Source organism: Hydrogenophilus thermoluteolus (assembly GCF_003574215.1).
Classification (GTDB): domain Bacteria; phylum Pseudomonadota; class Gammaproteobacteria; order Burkholderiales; family Rhodocyclaceae; genus Hydrogenophilus; species Hydrogenophilus thermoluteolus.
The window spans coordinates 1,457,953-1,474,721 of record NZ_AP018558.1; the positions used below are offsets into that span (position 1 = coordinate 1,457,953).

The 16,769-nt window shown below is 62.3% G+C and carries 11 protein-coding genes and 1 pseudogene; 7 read left to right on the forward strand and 5 right to left on the reverse strand.

Going from position 1 to position 16,769, the window contains the following annotated elements:
- Window positions 1-25: 25 nt before the first annotated feature.
- Window positions 26-2,389 (reverse strand): phosphoenolpyruvate synthase, encoded by a 2,364-nt coding sequence (gene ppsA, locus HPTL_RS07115; RefSeq protein ID WP_119335362.1) that lies wholly within the window; start codon window positions 2,387-2,389, stop codon window positions 26-28.
- Between the two features lie 96 nt (window positions 2,390-2,485).
- Here ppsA and ppsR point away from each other — a divergent pair, with 96 nt between their 5' ends.
- The 4 genes from ppsR to HPTL_RS11635 all read left to right on the forward strand — a co-directional run bounded on the left by ppsR (window position 2,486) and on the right by HPTL_RS11635 (window position 8,133).
- Window positions 2,486-3,325, forward strand: a complete 840-nt coding sequence (gene ppsR / locus HPTL_RS07120) for a posphoenolpyruvate synthetase regulatory kinase/phosphorylase PpsR (protein ID WP_119335363.1) — start codon at window positions 2,486-2,488, stop codon at window positions 3,323-3,325.
- A gap of 13 nt (window positions 3,326-3,338) precedes the next feature.
- Window positions 3,339-4,550, forward strand: a complete 1,212-nt coding sequence (locus HPTL_RS07125) for a DUF2863 family protein (protein ID WP_119335364.1) — start codon at window positions 3,339-3,341, stop codon at window positions 4,548-4,550.
- Between the two features lie 43 nt (window positions 4,551-4,593).
- Entirely contained in the window at window positions 4,594-7,056 is a 2,463-nt protein-coding gene (locus tag HPTL_RS07130) for a DNA internalization-related competence protein ComEC/Rec2 (protein WP_119335365.1), read from the forward strand.
- Window positions 7,057-7,308: 252 nt separating this feature from the next.
- On the forward strand, window positions 7,309-8,133 hold the full coding sequence (locus tag HPTL_RS11635) for an alpha/beta fold hydrolase (protein WP_408610118.1): 825 nt from the start codon (window positions 7,309-7,311) through the stop codon (window positions 8,131-8,133).
- A gap of 222 nt (window positions 8,134-8,355) precedes the next feature.
- On the opposite strand, the pseudogene feoB reads toward HPTL_RS11635, so the two are convergent.
- The 4 genes and pseudogenes from feoB to HPTL_RS07155 all read right to left on the reverse strand — a co-directional run.
- Window positions 8,356-10,500: pseudogene (gene feoB, locus HPTL_RS11365) on the reverse strand (ferrous iron transport protein B); the annotation flags it as partial.
- A complete protein-coding gene (locus HPTL_RS07145; RefSeq protein WP_170141299.1) occupies window positions 10,497-10,787 on the reverse strand; it encodes a FeoA family protein in 291 nt (96 codons plus the stop codon). The pseudogene feoB and the gene HPTL_RS07145, both read right to left, overlap by 4 nt.
- A 70-nt stretch (window positions 10,788-10,857) precedes the next feature.
- Window positions 10,858-11,550 carry a lipoprotein-releasing ABC transporter ATP-binding protein LolD gene (gene lolD, locus HPTL_RS07150; protein ID WP_119335369.1) on the reverse strand — a complete coding sequence of 231 codons (693 nt, stop codon included), beginning with the start codon at window positions 11,548-11,550 and terminating at the stop codon, window positions 10,858-10,860.
- The gene (locus HPTL_RS07155) at window positions 11,543-12,790 is read right to left on the reverse strand and encodes a lipoprotein-releasing ABC transporter permease subunit (protein ID WP_119335370.1); all 1,248 of its coding nucleotides are present in this window, start codon (window positions 12,788-12,790) and stop codon (window positions 11,543-11,545) included. The genes lolD and HPTL_RS07155 overlap by 8 nt, the downstream gene beginning before the upstream one ends.
- 30 nt (window positions 12,791-12,820) lie before the next feature.
- Here HPTL_RS07155 and HPTL_RS07160 point away from each other — a divergent pair, with 30 nt between their 5' ends.
- From HPTL_RS07160 to prfB, 3 genes are all read left to right on the forward strand, one after another.
- Entirely contained in the window at window positions 12,821-13,849 is a 1,029-nt protein-coding gene (locus HPTL_RS07160) for a hypothetical protein (RefSeq protein ID WP_119335371.1), read from the forward strand.
- A 5-nt stretch (window positions 13,850-13,854) separates the two neighbouring features.
- The gene (gene recJ, locus HPTL_RS07165; RefSeq protein WP_285614348.1) at window positions 13,855-15,588 is read left to right on the forward strand and encodes a single-stranded-DNA-specific exonuclease RecJ; all 1,734 of its coding nucleotides are present in this window, start codon (window positions 13,855-13,857) and stop codon (window positions 15,586-15,588) included.
- A gap of 43 nt (window positions 15,589-15,631) precedes the next feature.
- Window positions 15,632-16,769 (forward strand): peptide chain release factor 2 gene (gene prfB / locus HPTL_RS07170; protein WP_119336123.1). Its coding sequence is split into 2 segments (ribosomal slippage): window positions 15,632-15,712 and window positions 15,714-16,769, totalling 1,137 coding nucleotides; the frame shifts between segments, so codons are not numbered across the junction.

Below are 16,769 nucleotides of genomic sequence, written 5' to 3' on the forward strand. Positions count from 1 at the left end.
CAACGGCCCCGCAGACGCTTTAGGTTTATTGCTTGCGGTGGTTCGCCAGTCGCAACCAGGTATCGATCACGGTATCCGGGTTGAGGGAAATCGTTTGAATTCCGCGATCCATGAGCCACTCGGCAAAGTCGGGGTGGTCCGACGGCCCTTGGCCGCAGATCCCGACGTACTTCCCGAGTTTGTTGCACGCGTCGATCGCCATCCCAAGGAGGATGCGAACCGCCGGATCGCGTTCGTCGAACGATTCGGCAACCAACCCCGAGTCGCGGTCGAGCCCAAGGGTGAGTTGGGTGAGGTCGTTCGAACCGATCGAGAAGCCGTCGAAATGCTGAAGGAACGCTTCGGCCAACAGCGCGTTGCTGGGGACCTCACACATCATGATGAGCTCAAGCCCGTTTTGGCCCTGCACGAGGCCATTTGCCGCGAGGAGCTTGATCACCCGTTCGCCCTCTTTCACCGTCCGGACGAACGGCACCATGATCTTGACGTTGGTGAGCCCCATCACGTCGCGGACTTTCTTGAGCGCTTCGCACTCCATTTCGAAGCAGTCGCGAAAGCTCGGCGCAATGTAGCGTGCAGCACCTCGGAAACCGAGCATCGGGTTCTCTTCTTCCGGCTCGTAGATTTCACCGGCAAGGAGTTTGCGGTATTCGTTCGACTTGAAGTCGGAAAGACGAACGATCACCGGGTTGGGGTAGAACGCCGCAGCGATCGTCGCGACCCCTTCGGCCAGTTTTTCGACGAAGAAGGCGCGCGGGCTTTCATAACCCCGCGCACGGCGCTCGATCTCTTCGCGGATCGACGCCGGAATGCGGTCGATTTCGAGAATCGCGCGCGGGTGGATCCCGATCACGTTGTTGATGATGAACTCAAGCCGCGCCAACCCGACACCGGAGTTGGGAATCTGGGCAAACTCGAACGCGAGCTCCGGGTTGCCGACGTTCATCATGATTTTCACCGGCAATTCGGGCAGTTCGCCGAGATCGGTGCGCTGCACTTCGAATTCGAGCGCCCCACGATAGACGTAACCGGTATCCCCTTCCGCACATGAGACGGTAACCGTTTCACCGTCTTTGAGGACTTCGGTGGCGTCGCCACACCCGACGATCGCAGGCACCCCCAGTTCCCGCGCGATGATCGCCGCGTGACAGGTACGCCCACCCCGGTTGGTGATGATTGCCGCGGCGCGCTTCATCACCGGCTCCCAGTTGGGGTCGGTCATGTCGGTGACGAGCACGTCACCCGCCTGCACTTTTTCGATTTCGCTGATGTCTTTGACAATACGCACTTTACCGACGGCGACCTTCTGGCCGATCGCCCGCCCTTGCACGATCGCTTTGCCGTGCTGCTTGAGGCGGAATTTTTCGAGCACGCGGCCACTTTCCTGAGATTTGACCGTCTCAGGACGCGCTTGCAAGATGTAAATCTTGCCGTCGATCCCGTCTTTGCCCCATTCGATGTCCATCGGCCGCCCGTAGTGCTGCTCGATGATCAGCGCATAGCGGGCGAGTTCGAGGATATCCTCGTCGCTGATACAGAAACGATTGCGCTCTTCCGGGGTGGTGTCCACCTCTTTGACGCGCCCTTCTTCGCCGGGCGTCGTGAAAACCATCTTGATCAGTTTGGAACCGAGCGAACGGCGGATGATCGCCGGTTTGCCCTGCGCCAAGGTAGGCTTGTGCACGTAGAATTCGTCCGGGTTCACTGCGCCCTGGACGACCATTTCCCCCAGGCCGTAGGAGGCGGTGATGAAAACGACGTCGCGAAAGCCCGATTCGGTGTCGAGCGTAAACATCACCCCGGACGCACCGACGTCGGAGCGCACCATTCGCTGCACCCCCGCCGAAAGCGCCACCTCGGCGTGACGGAACCCTTTATGGACCCGGTACGCGATCGCACGATCGTTGTAGAGCGACGCAAACACCTCTTTGATCGCGTGCAGGATGTTTTCGATGCCGCGCACGTTGAGCAGCGTCTCCTGCTGCCCCGCAAACGAGGCATCGGGCAAATCTTCCGCAGTAGCCGACGAACGGACAGCGAAACTCCCTTCGCCATCCCGAGTAATTTCCGCGTAAGCGGCACGGATCTGCGCCTCCAGCTCCGCGGGGAACGGCGCCTCCATCATCATTTGACGGATCGCAGCGCCGGTGCGCGCCAGTGCGGCAACATCGTCGACATCGAGCCCTTCGAGCAGATCGTGAATCTTTTGCCGCAACCCATTGTCGTCGAGGAAGCGCCAAAAGGCCTCGGCCGTCGTGGCGAAACCATCCGGCACGCGGACACTGTCAGGCAACTGGCTGATCATTTCACCCAGCGACGCGTTCTTGCCACCGACTTGGGCCACATCGGACATGCGCAACTCGCGCAATGGGATCACGTAACGGGTCATGCCAATACTCCCTGGAGGATCGGATAAAATAACTAGCCATTATTCTAATGGCTTTGCCACCATTTCTGTCCTTTTCTGCCAATCGAGGATGCCCAGATGCCGATTCCGCGCAAACGCCACGTCTTTTATGTCTCCGACGGTACGGGCGTGACCGCGGAGATGTTGGGCGAAAGCCTCCTGGCCCAGTTTCCCGACCTCGACTACGAGGTGGTGCGCGCCCCGTTCGTCGATTCCCCGCAAAAAGCGGGCGAACTGGTCAGCAAGATTGAACGGGTCGCCCAAGGAAGCGGTTTTCGTCCTATCGTCTTCTCGACGCTGGTCAAACCGGAAGTCCTGGCCGTGATCCAGAACGGTCCCGGCCTGGTGATGGACCTCTTCGGCGCCTTCATCGACCCGCTTGAGCGCGAATTCGGCATGGAGAGCACCCACACCGTCGGCCGCTTTCACGGAATGCGGGACACGCACAGCTATCACCGCCGCATCGAGGCGATCAACTTCGCATTGGCGCACGACGATGGCATTACCCAAGACCATACGCTGGTCGAAGCCGACATCATCTTGATCGGGGTTTCGCGTTCGGGCAAAACCCCGACCAGCCTCTACCTTGCGATGACCTACGCGATCAAAGCGGCCAATTACCCATTGATTCCCGAAGACCTAGAGCGCATGCGCTTACCGGAAGCGCTGCGACCGCACCGTGAAAAACTCTTCGGGCTGACGATTGCACCCGAACGCTTGGCGCAAATCCGTTCCGAACGGCGCCCGAACAGCGCCTACGCCGATTTGGCGAATTGCCGCCGTGAAATCGAACTGGCGCTGGAGTTGATGCGACGGGAAGGAATCCCGTGGCTCGACACCACGACGAAGTCGATCGAAGAGATCGCCGCAGTGGTGATGCTTCATCTCGAAAAAATCCGCCGCTATCAAGACTTGTAACGAAAGGGAACCGATGAACAATCCCAAAAATCCCCAACCCAAAAAACGACGCAACCGCCCCAGTGCGATGGCACCGAGCGCCGAGCACCTCTGCTGGCTGGCTCAAGGCCTGGCGCGTTCAGGCAGCCGAGTCGAAGACCGTTGGTGGGAGCAACAGATCGAAGCCGCGGTTCGTCAGCTTCTCGAGGAAGGCAACGACAACGTGATCGAACAGGCGCTCGAACACCTCTACCGCAGCGACGAATCGGCCTACGGAGAGCTGTTGGATGCGGTGGAGAGCGAAGCCGAAGTCGTCACCGGCGAAAAGGAAACGCTGCTCCTGATTGCCGCGCCGGTACTGGCGTGGTCCCGCTTTTCGGTGCCCGCGAAGACCGTTCCCACCGCTGCGCTCGAACACCTGCGCACTGCATTGGCTGCACACGTCTTCGCACCAGGGGTTCGGTTTGCGATCGCGAACCACCTCTTCAGTCCCGACCAACTCCCAGACGGCTACATTCCCACCCAACGCCTGCTCAAAGCGATGCAGAACGCGGCGCTCGCCAACGAAGACTACCCGGTGGACAGCGACCGCCTCAACGAAACGATGGTGTTTCTCTCCGACATCCGTTACTTGTTGATCGCGGCAGCGATTCCGAATGGAGAAGCGATCTTCCGTTGGCACTTGCCGGAAGGGGATCGCGAGCAAGCGTTTGCGGCGTGGCGCAAACGGGCTCATCCGGTATTCGAACGGCTGCTGATCGGCTGCGGTATCGAATTGGAGCCGCCTGACGCTTACTTCACCGCCAGCCGCAAAGCAAACCGCGACTCGCGCGTTTTCGCGATCTTCGCGGCGGTCGCCTACTTGGCAACAGAGTTCGATATCGCGTCGAGCCGTCTGCGCGCGGTGATCGCGCCGTGTGAAGGCAACGGCGAATTCGAATACCGCATCGGTTTTTGCTTGAAACCGAGCGGCCAAGTGATCCATGGGGTGCCTTGGCCGCTCATCGGTACCGACGAAAACGAAGAAGAAACGGTCGAACGGATCGTTGCGACGCTGCGCGACAGCGGTGTCACCGATACGTTGGTGCTGCGTCGAACGCTGCCCCTCGAATTCTGCGAGGATTGCGGCGCCCCGCTCTTTCCCAACCCCCATGGGGAACTGGTCCATGCCGAAATGCCCGGCGAAAACCCCAACGGGGAGGAACCATCTGGCCATGGCAATCCCCCGCCGCGCTACCTCCACTGACCCCAGCACGGGCCGATCGCGCCGCTGAGCGTGGAGTGGTGCGATGCCGATCGTTGCCCTTGCCGTCGGTTTTCTCGTTGGCGCGATCGCATGGCACCATACACCTACCTTCCCCACCGGAGCCCTCACCTGGGGTGCGTGCGCGCTGGGCTTCGTTCTTGTCGTATGGGCGCTGCGAAGCGGAGTGCTCACGCCACACGACGGAACAGGGGCGTGCGCCAGCAGCACCGGACGCCTGGGATGGCTGGGGTTATGGGTTGGCGCGGCACTCATCGCATGGGGAAGCACCGCTGAGCGCAGTCGCTCTTTTTTTGACGACACGCCACCGGAATCTTGGTTCACCAGCCGAACGCTACCGGTCACGCTCACGGTCTTGGAGCGGATTCCCCTGGCTGGCGGGCCACCGCGCGCGATCGTCGCTGTATTATCCGATGGTACAGAGCGCCATCGCGCCCGCCTCACCCTACCGGACAACATACCAAAGGGCGATTGGTTGCCCGGCTCGCGGTACCGCGCAACCGTGCGGCTGCGGCCGATTCGCGCAAACGTTCAGCCTGGCGCGTTCGACAGCGAATGGTGGGCCTTTCGCCACCACCTCCACGCTTGGGGCACGCTCATCAGCGCCACCCCACTGGAGGACGACCCCGGTTGGGTCGATGCGTTTGCTCGCTTGCGAATCCATCTGGCAGAGCGCCTCGAGCAATTGACCCCACGGCACGGGGCGTGGCTGCGCGCGTTGGCGCTGGGCGATCGTTCGAGTTTCGACGATACCACGTGGCAGTTGGTGCAACGGACCGGAACCGCCCACCTCGTGGCGATTTCGGGGATGCATGTCACGCTGGTGGCGTGGCTCTTGGGCGGCATTGTTCAGCGCCTATGGCAACGCGCCCACCGCGCCACGCTGTGGCTGGCCGCGCCGCGCGTCGGCTGGTTGGTCGCGATCGCCGTAGCCTGGGGCTACACCCTCCTTGCCGGATTGGGCATTCCCGCGGTACGCGCGGCACTCATGCTCACCATCGCCGGCTTCGCGATGCTCCATGCGCGGCGCATACCCGCCACGAGCATTTTGGCGACGGCGTTGGTCGCTGTCCTCATATGGGATCCTTGGGCGGTAGGGGATGCCGGTTTTTGGCTCTCGTTCGTTGCGGTTGCGCTATTGATCCTGCTTGGGCGCACGGAAACGGACCTTCCCGACACGGAGGAGATCCACACACGCGCGGACTCCCTCGGGCAGCGTCTCCGTGCAGCAACCCGGTCGTTCGTGACCCTCCAATTGACACTGACCTTGGCGCTCGCCCCGCTCACTGTGCTCTTCTTCGGGCAAGCCGCACTGGTCGGGGCCGTTGCCAACTTCTTTGCGATCCCGCTCATCGCCTACGCGGCAACACCCCTGGCGCTCCTGCTCCTGATCGTGCCTTCTCCCTTTTTGGGGCAGCTCTTCGATGGTCTGATCGAACGAACACTCGATCTCCTGATCTGGGCCAGCCACCTCCCGGCAGCGGTACTGACCGCGCCCGAAATCCCCACCGGTCTCTGGTGGGTTGCCGCAAGCATCCTGCTGCTTGCGCTCTTTCTGCCCCGGGGGATTGCACCGCGCCTGCTGGCCCTGCCAGCACTGCTGTTGCTCTTTTCCCCTGCGCCGCAACGCCCCGAAACGGGCGCTGCGCAGATTACGGTACTCGACGTCGGTCAAGGGCAAGCGATTCTCATCACCACCGCTCACCACGCGCTCCTTTACGACACCGGCCCAGCGTGGAACCGATGGGACAGTGGGCGCACGCTCGTACACCCCTTTTTGCAGCGAAGCGGCATCACGCGGCTCGATGCGGTCGTGCTTTCCCATTTCGACCGCGACCACACGGGCGGTTTTGCCGCGGTGGCGCAAACGCTTCCCATTGCCGCAGTCTGGTACGGCGCGCCACCCGATCAGCCTCCGCCCGATGAGATCGCACCGCTCCTCGAGCGGCTTGCGGCCCGCCCGTGTCTGCGTGGAACCGAATGGGAATGGGATGGCGTGCAGTTCGCGTTCCTTTGGCCAACGGACACGCCGCGTCAGAAAGCGCTGAGCGACAACGGAGCGTCGTGTGTGTTGCGCGTCACGAGCCGGGCCGGCACCCGTTTTCTGGTGAGTGGCGACCTAGGGGCACGCGAAGAGGAGCAGCTGCTTGCAATGGAACCGCAGCTCGCAAGCGACGTCGTGGTCGCTGGGCACCACGGAAGCCACACCTCGTCGTCACCCTCGTGGGTGACCGCGCTCAACCCGCGCTATGCGCTCGTGAGCGTCGGTGCGTTCAACCGGTTCGGCCATCCCCGCTGCGACGTTTTGGAACGCTGGCGCACGCACGGCGCGACGATACTGCGCACCGACCGCGACGGAGCGCTCACCCTGACACTTCCGGCAAGCGGCAACGCAATCCCAGTGCGCACCGCACGCAGCGAGAACGCGCGCTACTGGCATCGCCCCCTTCCGGCATTCGCCGAATGTGGTGACAGCCGAAAACGGTGATCGGAAGCGTTGTTCGTTATTCCGTGGTAAAAGATCGACAGACGAAGGAGACTCGAGATGCAATTTTGGCAACGGCTGCAAGCCCTTTTCACCCCGCGGGGTCGCTCCGCCCACCCGGAACAGGACACCGCATCGACGTCGGCGAACACACACACGTCGGCAAAAGGGGCCTCCGTTCCCGAACCCCAAACGCTGCCCCATCCACCACGAATCGATTGGGTGAACTGCATCAATACCGCTGGAACCCACCGCATGATCTACTACGAATGGGGCGCGCCCGACAATCCCGAAGTCGTCTTTTGCGTTCATGGTTTGACGCGAACCGGGCGTGATTTCGACGCGCTTGCTGCCCATTTGAGTCGCCGCTATCGGGTGATCTGTCCCGACGTCGTCGGGCGCGGACTCTCGGACTGGCTCCCCAACAAGAGCGAATATGCGATCCCGCGCTACGTGAGCGATCTCAATACGCTCATTCAGAAAATCCGACCCCAGAAACTCTACTGGGTGGGTACTTCGATGGGCGGGTTGATCGCAATGGCAATCGCTGCGCAACCTACTTCACCGATCGCAAAACTGGTGTTGAACGATGTTGGTGCCGTGCTCAGTCAAGCGTCGTTACAACGGATCGGCGCGTACGTCGGCGCCGAGCCGCAATTTGCCACGTTCGACGATGCCGTTCAGTACGTACGTACCGTCAGTGCCCCGTTCGGCCCACTCAGCGAAGCCCAATGGCGCCACCTGACGTGGCACGCCGTCCGACAGGAGCTGGGCGGGCGATGGGTGTTGCGCTACGACCCGGGAATCGCCGTCCCGTTTCGCATCGCGTTCCCTGCACAGGATATGGCGCTGTGGGAACTCTACGACGCGATCCGCTGCCCGACGCTGCTGGTGCGTGGTGCCGAATCGGACCTCTTGACGCGGGACGTCGCCGAAGCGATGACGCGCCGCGGCCCGCGCGCGCGACTTCGCTTCGATCGCGGGAGCCCCCGTTGGCGTAGGCTCGACAACGGCACCCCCATCGGGGCGAACGGCACAACGGGCGGAACAGCCCACGCACGACAAGGCAACGCCCGGTGACGTCCCTCTCACTTGGTCCGGAGCAACGGTCCAGTGCGCGGCGACGCGTTGTAGGATGCGCACCACTGCGGTCATCACAAGCACCACGACTCCGACCCGAAGAAGCGCCGGTACGGGTTCGCGGAAGAGCACGTCCCCGGCTTGGTAGGTCAGCGTCGCCAGCGAATAGGCGAGCGTCAGACTCCAAGCGCCGGAAAAGAGCGCCCAGCGCCACCCCAACTCCCGCGCAATCGCAGCGAGCGTCGCCGTACACGGGAAATAGAGCAATACGAAGACCAGATAGGCGAACACCGCCGCAGGGCTGGTAAATTGGTCGCGCAAATGGGTAAGCGTCTCGTGATGCACGTCCAACGCCGCCCCTTGGTCACCGAGCGCAGCATGAAGCCCCAAGGGGTCGAGGATCGCGCCACCCAATGAGGAGAAATAACCCGGCACGGTTCCCCACGCCGAACGTAGCGCAGCGATCACATCGGATAGGGACGTAACCGGCGGGGCTACTGCCGAATCCTGGGCGGCCGTCTCCCCCCGATAGAGCGCATCGAGCGTGCCGACGACCACCTCTTTGGCCAGCAATCCAGTAAAGAGACCAACCGTTGCCGGCCAATTGTCCTCCTGCACGCCGATGGGCTCGAGCGCTGGCGTAAGCCCATGTCCCACCGCACTCAAGACCGAATCGGGTCGATTCGGCTCTCCGAACGTACCATCGGTACCAACAGCGCTCACCATCTGCAAAACGACGACGATGGCAACGATGACACGCCCAGCGTCGATCACGAATCCCTTGAGTTTGTGCCGAATGTTGAGCGCCAGATTGAGCAGCGAGGGACGGTGATAATCCGGAAGTTCCAGGACGAGCGCCTTTGCCATCTCGGATCGCATCGCGCCACGGAACAGCCACGCGGTCAGTACCGCAGCGGCGATACCGAGCAGATAGAGCGCAAATATCACCAAGGCGCCCTGGTGGGGAAAAAAGGCAGCGGCAAAAAGGGTGTAGACAGTAAGCCGCGCAGAGCACGACATGAACGGCGCCATCACTACGGTCACCAGGCGATCACGCGCATCAGGCAGTGTGCGACACGCCATCACCGCAGGGACATTACACCCCATCCCAACGACCAACGGCACGAAGGTCTGCCCGGAAAGCCCCAGCCGCGAAAACGCCCGGTCCATCAACACCGCTACCCGCTGCATATAACCGCTCTCTTCGAGCAGCGAAAGAAAGAGAAAGAGCGCAGCGATCACCGGAATGAAACCGGCAACCACCTGAATACCGCCGCCAACCCCATCGGCAAGGAACACCACCAACCACGAGGGCGCTCCCCAGGCAACAAGCAGCGCACGCACCCCGTCGACAAAAAGCGCTTGCGCGGTTCCTTCGAATGCGGGTTGCAATGCATTGCCCAAATGAACCGCCATTGCGAAAACGGTGTAAAGAATCAGGAAAAAGAGCGGGAGCCCCCACCGCGGGTGCAAAACCCAATGGTCGATCCGTTCGGTCCAAGTCGCCAGTTCTTGGGGGGAACGATGCTCGACCGCCGCAGCGATGCGTTCCGCACACGAAGCAAAGGCGCTGCTTAGCACAAGCGGCAAGGATTCCCCCGTGTCCGCTTCGATACGCGTCCGCGAAGCACTGGCCTTTTCACGCAGCCCTGCAGGCGCCGACGCGGGATCAAGCAGCCACCCCAACACCTGCCAGTCGCTGACTGCCTGAGACGAAACGCTGGTTGCGCGTTGGGTCTCAAGGTGTTGCCGCCGAAGCGTCGCAATCGCCCTGTGCAGCGGTTCTGGCCATTCGTGCGCCCACCGATTCGTCTGGGTTCCGAGCGTTGCCCGCAGGCGATGCCGCAAACGATCGATGCCTTGGTTGCGATAGGCACAAACCGCAACGACCGGGCAACCCAATCGCGCCTCGAGCGCTGCAGTATCGATCGTCAACCCCATTTTGGCTAAACGGTCGACGCGATTGAGCGCCACCACCACAGGCAACCCCATGCTGAGCAGTTGCAATGTGAGTCCCAGATGGCGCTCGAGTTGTGTGGCATCGACCACATTGACGACGAGATCGACTGTTTCGTGGACAAAGAACGCCCGGACCACTGCCTCATCAAGACCACTCAAGTGATCGGGCACGAGCGAATAGACGCCGGGAAGGTCGATCACGGTCACGCGAACGCCGTCACCGAGGTCGGCAACACCCGTTTTGCGCTCGACCGTCACCCCCGGCCAGTTGCCCGTTGCTTGATGCGTTCCGGTCAAACGATTGAAGAGTGTTGTCTTGCCGCAATTGGGCTGCCCCACCAACGCGATGCGATTGGTTTGTGCCGGTGCCACGGTGGGGACCGACTCCTGCGTGCAGCATGCCTTCATTGCCGCTCCTCGTTTCCTCCGGCTAAGATCACCACTTGGATCCGATCCGCGACGGCCTTGGCCAAGGCATAGCGACTGCACCCCACCTGAACGACACAGTGATTCGCGCGATGGTGCGCCATACGGACGCGCCGTCCCGGCAAGAAACCCAGATGCAGCAAACGCAAACGCTCTGCATCCGACCCCTCGATCGCCGCCAAGATCGCGGAAGCACCCTGCGCGAGTTGCCAAAGGGGTTGCGTCGTTTGTTCAACCGACGGCTCGACGGAGCGATGGGTCTGGGTCACGGCAATCACTAAAAATAAAAATGAGAAACATTCTCTTTTTTTGAGATTTTAGGAGCCTTACGCGCTGATGTCAATTCGGACCTCCGCCCTCAGTCAGCCTTCCGGCAACCAGATGGTAGGTGCGATCGAGTCGCGCGGCCAAGGTTTCGTCATGGGTCACGACCACGAGCGCGGCGCCGCGCTCGCGCGCAGCCGCTTGCAACAACGCAAACACCTGTTCGGCGTTCCCGCGGTCGAGATTCCCGGTCGGTTCGTCGGCCAACACACATGCCGGTTGCGTCACCAACGCGCGCGCAATCGCCACCCGCTGGCGCTCACCGCCCGAAAGCTGAGCCGGACGGTGGTGCGCTCGGTCAGCCAACCCCACGGTGGCCAGCAGCGCGCGTGCGCTCCGTTCTGCCGACTCGCGCGCTTCACGCCGGATCACAAGCGGCATCATGACGTTCTCGAGCGCCGTGAATTCCGGCAACAGGTGGTGGAACTGATAGACGAACCCGAGCGCCTGGTTGCGCAAGCGCCCCTTCGCACGCTCGGAAAGCGTGTGGATGCGCGCGCCCAACAACACCACTTCGCCTGCTGTCGGGGTGTCGAGCCCAGCCAACAGGTGGAGCAACGTGCTCTTACCCGAGCCAGAGACCCCAACGACCGCCACCGACTCCCCACGGCGTACGGTCAAATCGACCCCGGAAAGCACGCTCACCGCCGTACCGGCATCCTGGTAGCGCTTGGATAACCCCTGCGCGATCAAGACCGCTTCACTCATGGCGCAACGCCTCCGCAGGTTGCACGTGCGCGGCGCGCCAACTGGGGTAGAGCGTCGCCAACAGGGTGAGCGCAAACGAAACCCCCACCACCAGCACCACGTCACTCGCGAGCACCTTGGACGGCAAGTCGCTGATGAAATAAACCTCTTTGTTCCACAACGTCGCGCCGGTGACCGCTTCCAAAAACGCCACCACTTCGGGCACGTGGTGCGCCAACCACAACCCCAACACGGTGCCTGCAGTGAGCCCGATCACGCCGATCGCAGCGCCCTGAACGACGAAGATCGCCAGTATCGAAACGGGCGCCGCCCCGATCGTACGCAGAATCGCGATATCGGCTTGCTTGTCCTGCACGCTCATCACCAGCGTCGAAACCAGGTTGAACGCAGCCACCGCGACGATCAAAAAGAGGATCAACGTCATCATCGTCTTCTCCAACTGAACCGCGCGGAAGAAATTGGCGTGGCGGCTGGTCCAATCGGAGAGCCACAACCCCGCTGGCAACTTCGGCGCCCATTCTCGAACTTTGCGCGGTGCGGCAAGCGGATCCGTGAGCCGAATCCGAACGCCGGTGACCGCATCCCCCATCCGAAAAAAAGCTTGGGCATCGGCAAGCGAAAGCAACACCAACCCGGAATCGAACTCATACATCCCGGAATCGAAAATCGCCGTGACGCGAAATGCCCGCATCCGTGGCTGCAGCCCGGTGGGACCAAGCATCGCGTCGGGCGCGATCAGAACCAGTGAATCCCCAAGATCGATTCCCAACTGGCGGGCCAAGTCGATGCCAATCGCGGCGTGAAACGCACCTGGGGTGAGCGTGTCCAGCGATCCGGCCTTCACGAACCGCTCCCATGCCCCCACCTGCGCCTCTTGCCGGGATAAGACGCCACGCACCATCACCCCGTGCGCCACACCGCCGTGGGTGGCCAACGCCTGTCCTGAAACGAACGGCGCGGTGGCAACGACCTCTGGATCGGCGCGCAACTGCTGCGTGACAGGCTGCCACGCTTCGAGCATGCCCCCGCTACCGGTCACTTCGAGATGCGCGGCAACCCCCAAAATCCGTGCCCGCAACTCCTCCTGGAATCCATTCATCACCGACAGCACCACGATGAGCGCCGCCACACCCAGCGTCATTCCCAACATCGACGCAAGGGCGATGAACGAAACGAACCCACCTTTTCCGTGCCGCTGGCGGCGCACGTACCGCCAACCGACCCACCACTCGAACGGCAAAGCGCTCTCCTTTCCGGTACCATTACGCCTATGGAGCTGATTCTACCTGGCGCGCTGTGGCCCAACCCCAATGCCACGGCGTTTGCCCCCATCGAAAGCCACCCGACGTTGGCGCGCTGGCTTGGGAAAAGCGTCCGCACGCCGCACGCACGATCGTATCAAGAAATCGTCGCCGACCGCATCGGAGTACCGGCGCACACGACCGCCGAACTGCGCTGGCGGGGGGAAGCGCTCGACCGTGCGCGCACCATCGCGCCGTTTTCTGCCGACAGCGGGACGATCCTTTGTGCCAATCCCGTTCACCTCTACCTGGCGCGTGACCACCTGGTCGTCACCGAACTGGGGGAAACCGCGCCACACCGGGAGGAAGCCGAACAGCTTGCCGCCGAACTCACCGCACTGATCCGAACCGAATGGCCGCAGGCAGCGCTGCGCGTGGCGACCCCAACCCGCTGGTACCTGACGGGAATTCCCTCCGACGCATGCGCGAACACCACGTTCACCCCGCTTGCCGAGGCATCGAGCCGTCCGTACGCCGAGGTCCTGCCGCACGGTGCTCACGCCCGCGCGTGGCTGCGCCGCATGAACGAATGGCAGGTTTTTCTTGCCAACCACCCGATCAACCGCGCACGCGAGCAGCAAGGACTTCCGCCGATCAACGCGCTGTGGCTCTGGGGCAACCACCCCGTTACGTCACCGAATTCAGCGAAACCGCGTTCCCAACCCTTGCACGTGTTCGTCAATGACGACGCCGATCCGATCCTGTTGGGTTGGCTAGCGGCGCAGCGCATTCCATTTACCTGCCATCGTTCCTGGCCGACCGCATCAACGCACCGTCCCGATCTCGTCATCCTCGACACCCTGGCCGAAGCGGCGCGGCGGCTCGATTGGCATACTTGGCAACACGCACTTTCGGATTTGGAAACCCATTGGTTTTCTCGTTTCCCGCGACCACCACGGGTGATTCACCTGGCCGCGACACGGGCGGCAATCACCGCCACTCCCGTTTGGTGGCGCTGGTTTGCCAAACCGGTATCACTGGAGCGGTTCAACCGTTGATGCGCATGATGACACCCCATCGCTTCCAGATCCGCACCGCCCCCGCTCGCGTCGTCCACCGCCTGCAACAAGCCGGTGCTGATCCGCTCATCGCGCGGCTCTATGCAGCGCGTGGCGTTTCCGACCCGAGCGAACTCAGCACCGCGCTCACCGCGCTCCCCCCACCCGAAGCGCTCAAAGGGATTGACGCCGCGGCGACGCTTCTTGCCGAGGCGATCGAAGCGGGCGCGATGCTTGTCGTGGTCGGCGACTACGACTGCGACGGAGCGACCGCAACAGCGCTCGCGGTTCGCGCGCTCAGGGCGATGGGCGCACGGGTCGACTACCTGATCCCGAACCGTTTCACCGATGGCTATGGCCTCACGCCGCGCATCGTCGAAATCGCGGCGCAACGTTTCGCGCCTGACCTCCTCATCACCGTCGACAACGGCATTGCCAGCCACGAAGGGGTTGCGGCTGCTGCGCAACGCGGCATCGACGTCGTGATCACCGACCACCACCTCCCTGGCGCGTCGCTCCCTGCAGCGAGCGCGATCGTCAACCCCAACCAACCCGGCTGTCCTTTCCCCAGCAAAACCATCGCTGGGGTAGGGGTGATCCTCTACGTGATGATGGCACTGCGCAGCGCGCTGCGCGCGCGCGGCTGGTTCGGCGCCCACCGTCCCGAACCCAATCTCGCCCAGTGGCTCGATCTGGTGGCGCTGGGTACCGTAGCCGACGTCGTTCCGCTCGAACATACCAACCGCATCCTGGTCGCGCAGGGACTGGCACGGATTCGCGCCGGACGGATTTGCCCCGGAATCGCGGCGCTCTTTCACGCCGCGCGACGCGACCCCCGGACGGCAACGACGCAAGACCTTGGCTTTTTCATCGCGCCGCGGGTCAATGCCGCTGGGCGCTTGCAAGAGATGACCGTCGGCGTCGAATGCCTCATCACCGACGACCCCATTCGGGCACAGCAATTGGCCGCGACGCTCGACCAGATCAACCGGACGCGGCAGAGCATCGAAGCGAAAATGAAAGACGAGGCGTTGGCGCTCCTCGACGGCGAACCGCTGCACGAAAAGCAGACGTTGACGCTCTTTCACCCCGAATGGCACCAAGGGGTGATCGGCATCGTCGCCGGCCGCATCAAGGAGCGTTACCACAAACCGGTGTTCGCGTTCGCGCCGCACGAAGACGGGCTGGTGAAAGGGTCAGGGCGCAGTGTCCCTGGGCTGCACCTCCGCGACGCGCTCGACTGGATCAGCAAGCGCGAACCCCAATTGCTCATCACCTTTGGCGGCCACGCAATGGCCGCTGGGGTGACGTTGCGCGCCATTGACCTCGATCGCTTCGCCAATGCGTTCGAGGCCGCCGCAGCCACGTTGGCGCCGGAAGGGCTCGACCCGCGCACGGTGACCACCGATGGCTCCTTGGCGTGTGACGCGCTGACGCTGGAGACTGCGGAACAGTTGGCTGCTGGCGTCTGGGGACATGGCTTTCCCGCCCCGCTCTTCTTCGATTCGTTCGAATTGCTCGAGCAACGGCTGGTCGGCGATGCCCACCTTCAACTCCGCCTTCGACGCACCGACGGCACCGCAGCGCCCCTTTCGGCGATCCTTTTTCGCCACCGTGATACGCTACCACCGCGCTTTACCGGAGCGTATCAACTCAACGTCGACCGTTGGGGCGGAAACCAACGTCTGCGGCTGCACATCGAAACCGTTGCACCGTCCGATGCGCCGAATCTGGGATAATTGCACACTAATCACGTAGCACAGATGGAGAAAGCAAACGATGATGGATCCGCAAGAGATCAACGCGATCGAAGGACAACTGCGCTCGATCCTGGAGCGTAACGACGAACTCCGGAGGTATCTTTGACTACGCCGACCTGAAGCGGCAACTCGAAGAGACCGACCTGGCGCTGCAAGACCCGGAAGTTTGGAACGATCCCGAAAAAGCGCAGGCGCTCGGCAAGCAAAAACGACAACTGGAAGCGCTGATCGAACCGCTCGAAACCACTGCGGACGAGGCCAAGGGCCTCCTCGAACTCTTGGAACTGGCGCGCGAAGAGCAAGACGAAGCCACCCTGACTTCGATCCGTGACGACGCCAAGCGCCTCGACGACGCGATCGCCAAGCTGGAGCTGCGCCGGATGTTCAACGACCCGATGGATCCGAACAACTGCTTCATCGAGATCCAAGCGGGCGCGGGCGGTACCGAAGCGCAGGACTGGGCGTCGATGTTGCTGCGCATGTACCTGCGCTACTGCGAGCAAAAAGGGTTCGAAACCGAAATCCTCGAAGAATCGGAGGGCGAAGTCGCTGGCATCAAAAGCGCGACGGTAAAAGTAAGTGGCGACCACGCGTACGGATATCTGCGCACCGAAACGGGCATTCACCGCCTGGTACGCAAGAGCCCGTTCGACGCGAACGCGCGCCGCCACACCAGTTTCGCCTCGGTCTTCGTCTACCCCGAGGTCGATGAGAAAATCGAGGTCGAGATCAACCCTGCCGATCTGCGGATCGACACCTACCGCGCGTCGGGTGCCGGGGGACAGCACGTGAACCGGACCGATTCGGCGGTACGCATCACCCACATCCCAACCGGTATCGTCGTCCAGTGCCAGAACGACCGCTCGCAACACAAAAACAAAGCCGCGGCGATGGCGATGCTCAAATCGCGCCTCTATGAACTGGAGTTGCGCAAACGGCGCGAACAACAGCAAGCGCTGGAAGAGTCGAAGAGCGATATCGGCTGGGGTCATCAGATCCGCTCCTATGTGCTCGACCAATCCCGCATCAAGGATCTGCGCACCGGAGTCGAGATCGGCAACACCCAAGCGGTACTCGACGGCGACCTCGACCCGTTCATCGAAGCCGCGTTGAAGCAAGGCGTGAGCGGCACGAAACCTTCCGTCACGGAAACGGAGTAA

Bases quoted from the DNA above. Each gene is read 5' to 3' on its own strand.
- ppsA (WP_119335362.1), bottom strand. From the start codon at position 2,389: ATGACCCGTTACGTGATCCCATTGCGCGAGTTGCGCATGTCCGATGTG.
- ppsR (WP_119335363.1), top strand. From the start codon at position 2,486: ATGCCGATTCCGCGCAAACGCCACGTCTTTTATGTCTCCGACGGTACG.
- HPTL_RS07125 (WP_119335364.1), top strand. From the start codon at position 3,339: ATGAACAATCCCAAAAATCCCCAACCCAAAAAACGACGCAACCGCCCC.
- HPTL_RS07130 (WP_119335365.1), top strand. From the start codon at position 4,594: ATGCCGATCGTTGCCCTTGCCGTCGGTTTTCTCGTTGGCGCGATCGCA.
- HPTL_RS11635 (WP_408610118.1), top strand. From the start codon at position 7,309: ATGATCTACTACGAATGGGGCGCGCCCGACAATCCCGAAGTCGTCTTT.
- lolD (WP_119335369.1), bottom strand. From the start codon at position 11,550: ATGAGTGAAGCGGTCTTGATCGCGCAGGGGTTATCCAAGCGCTACCAG.
- HPTL_RS07160 (WP_119335371.1), top strand. From the start codon at position 12,821: ATGGAGCTGATTCTACCTGGCGCGCTGTGGCCCAACCCCAATGCCACG.
- recJ (WP_285614348.1), top strand. From the start codon at position 13,855: ATGATGACACCCCATCGCTTCCAGATCCGCACCGCCCCCGCTCGCGTC.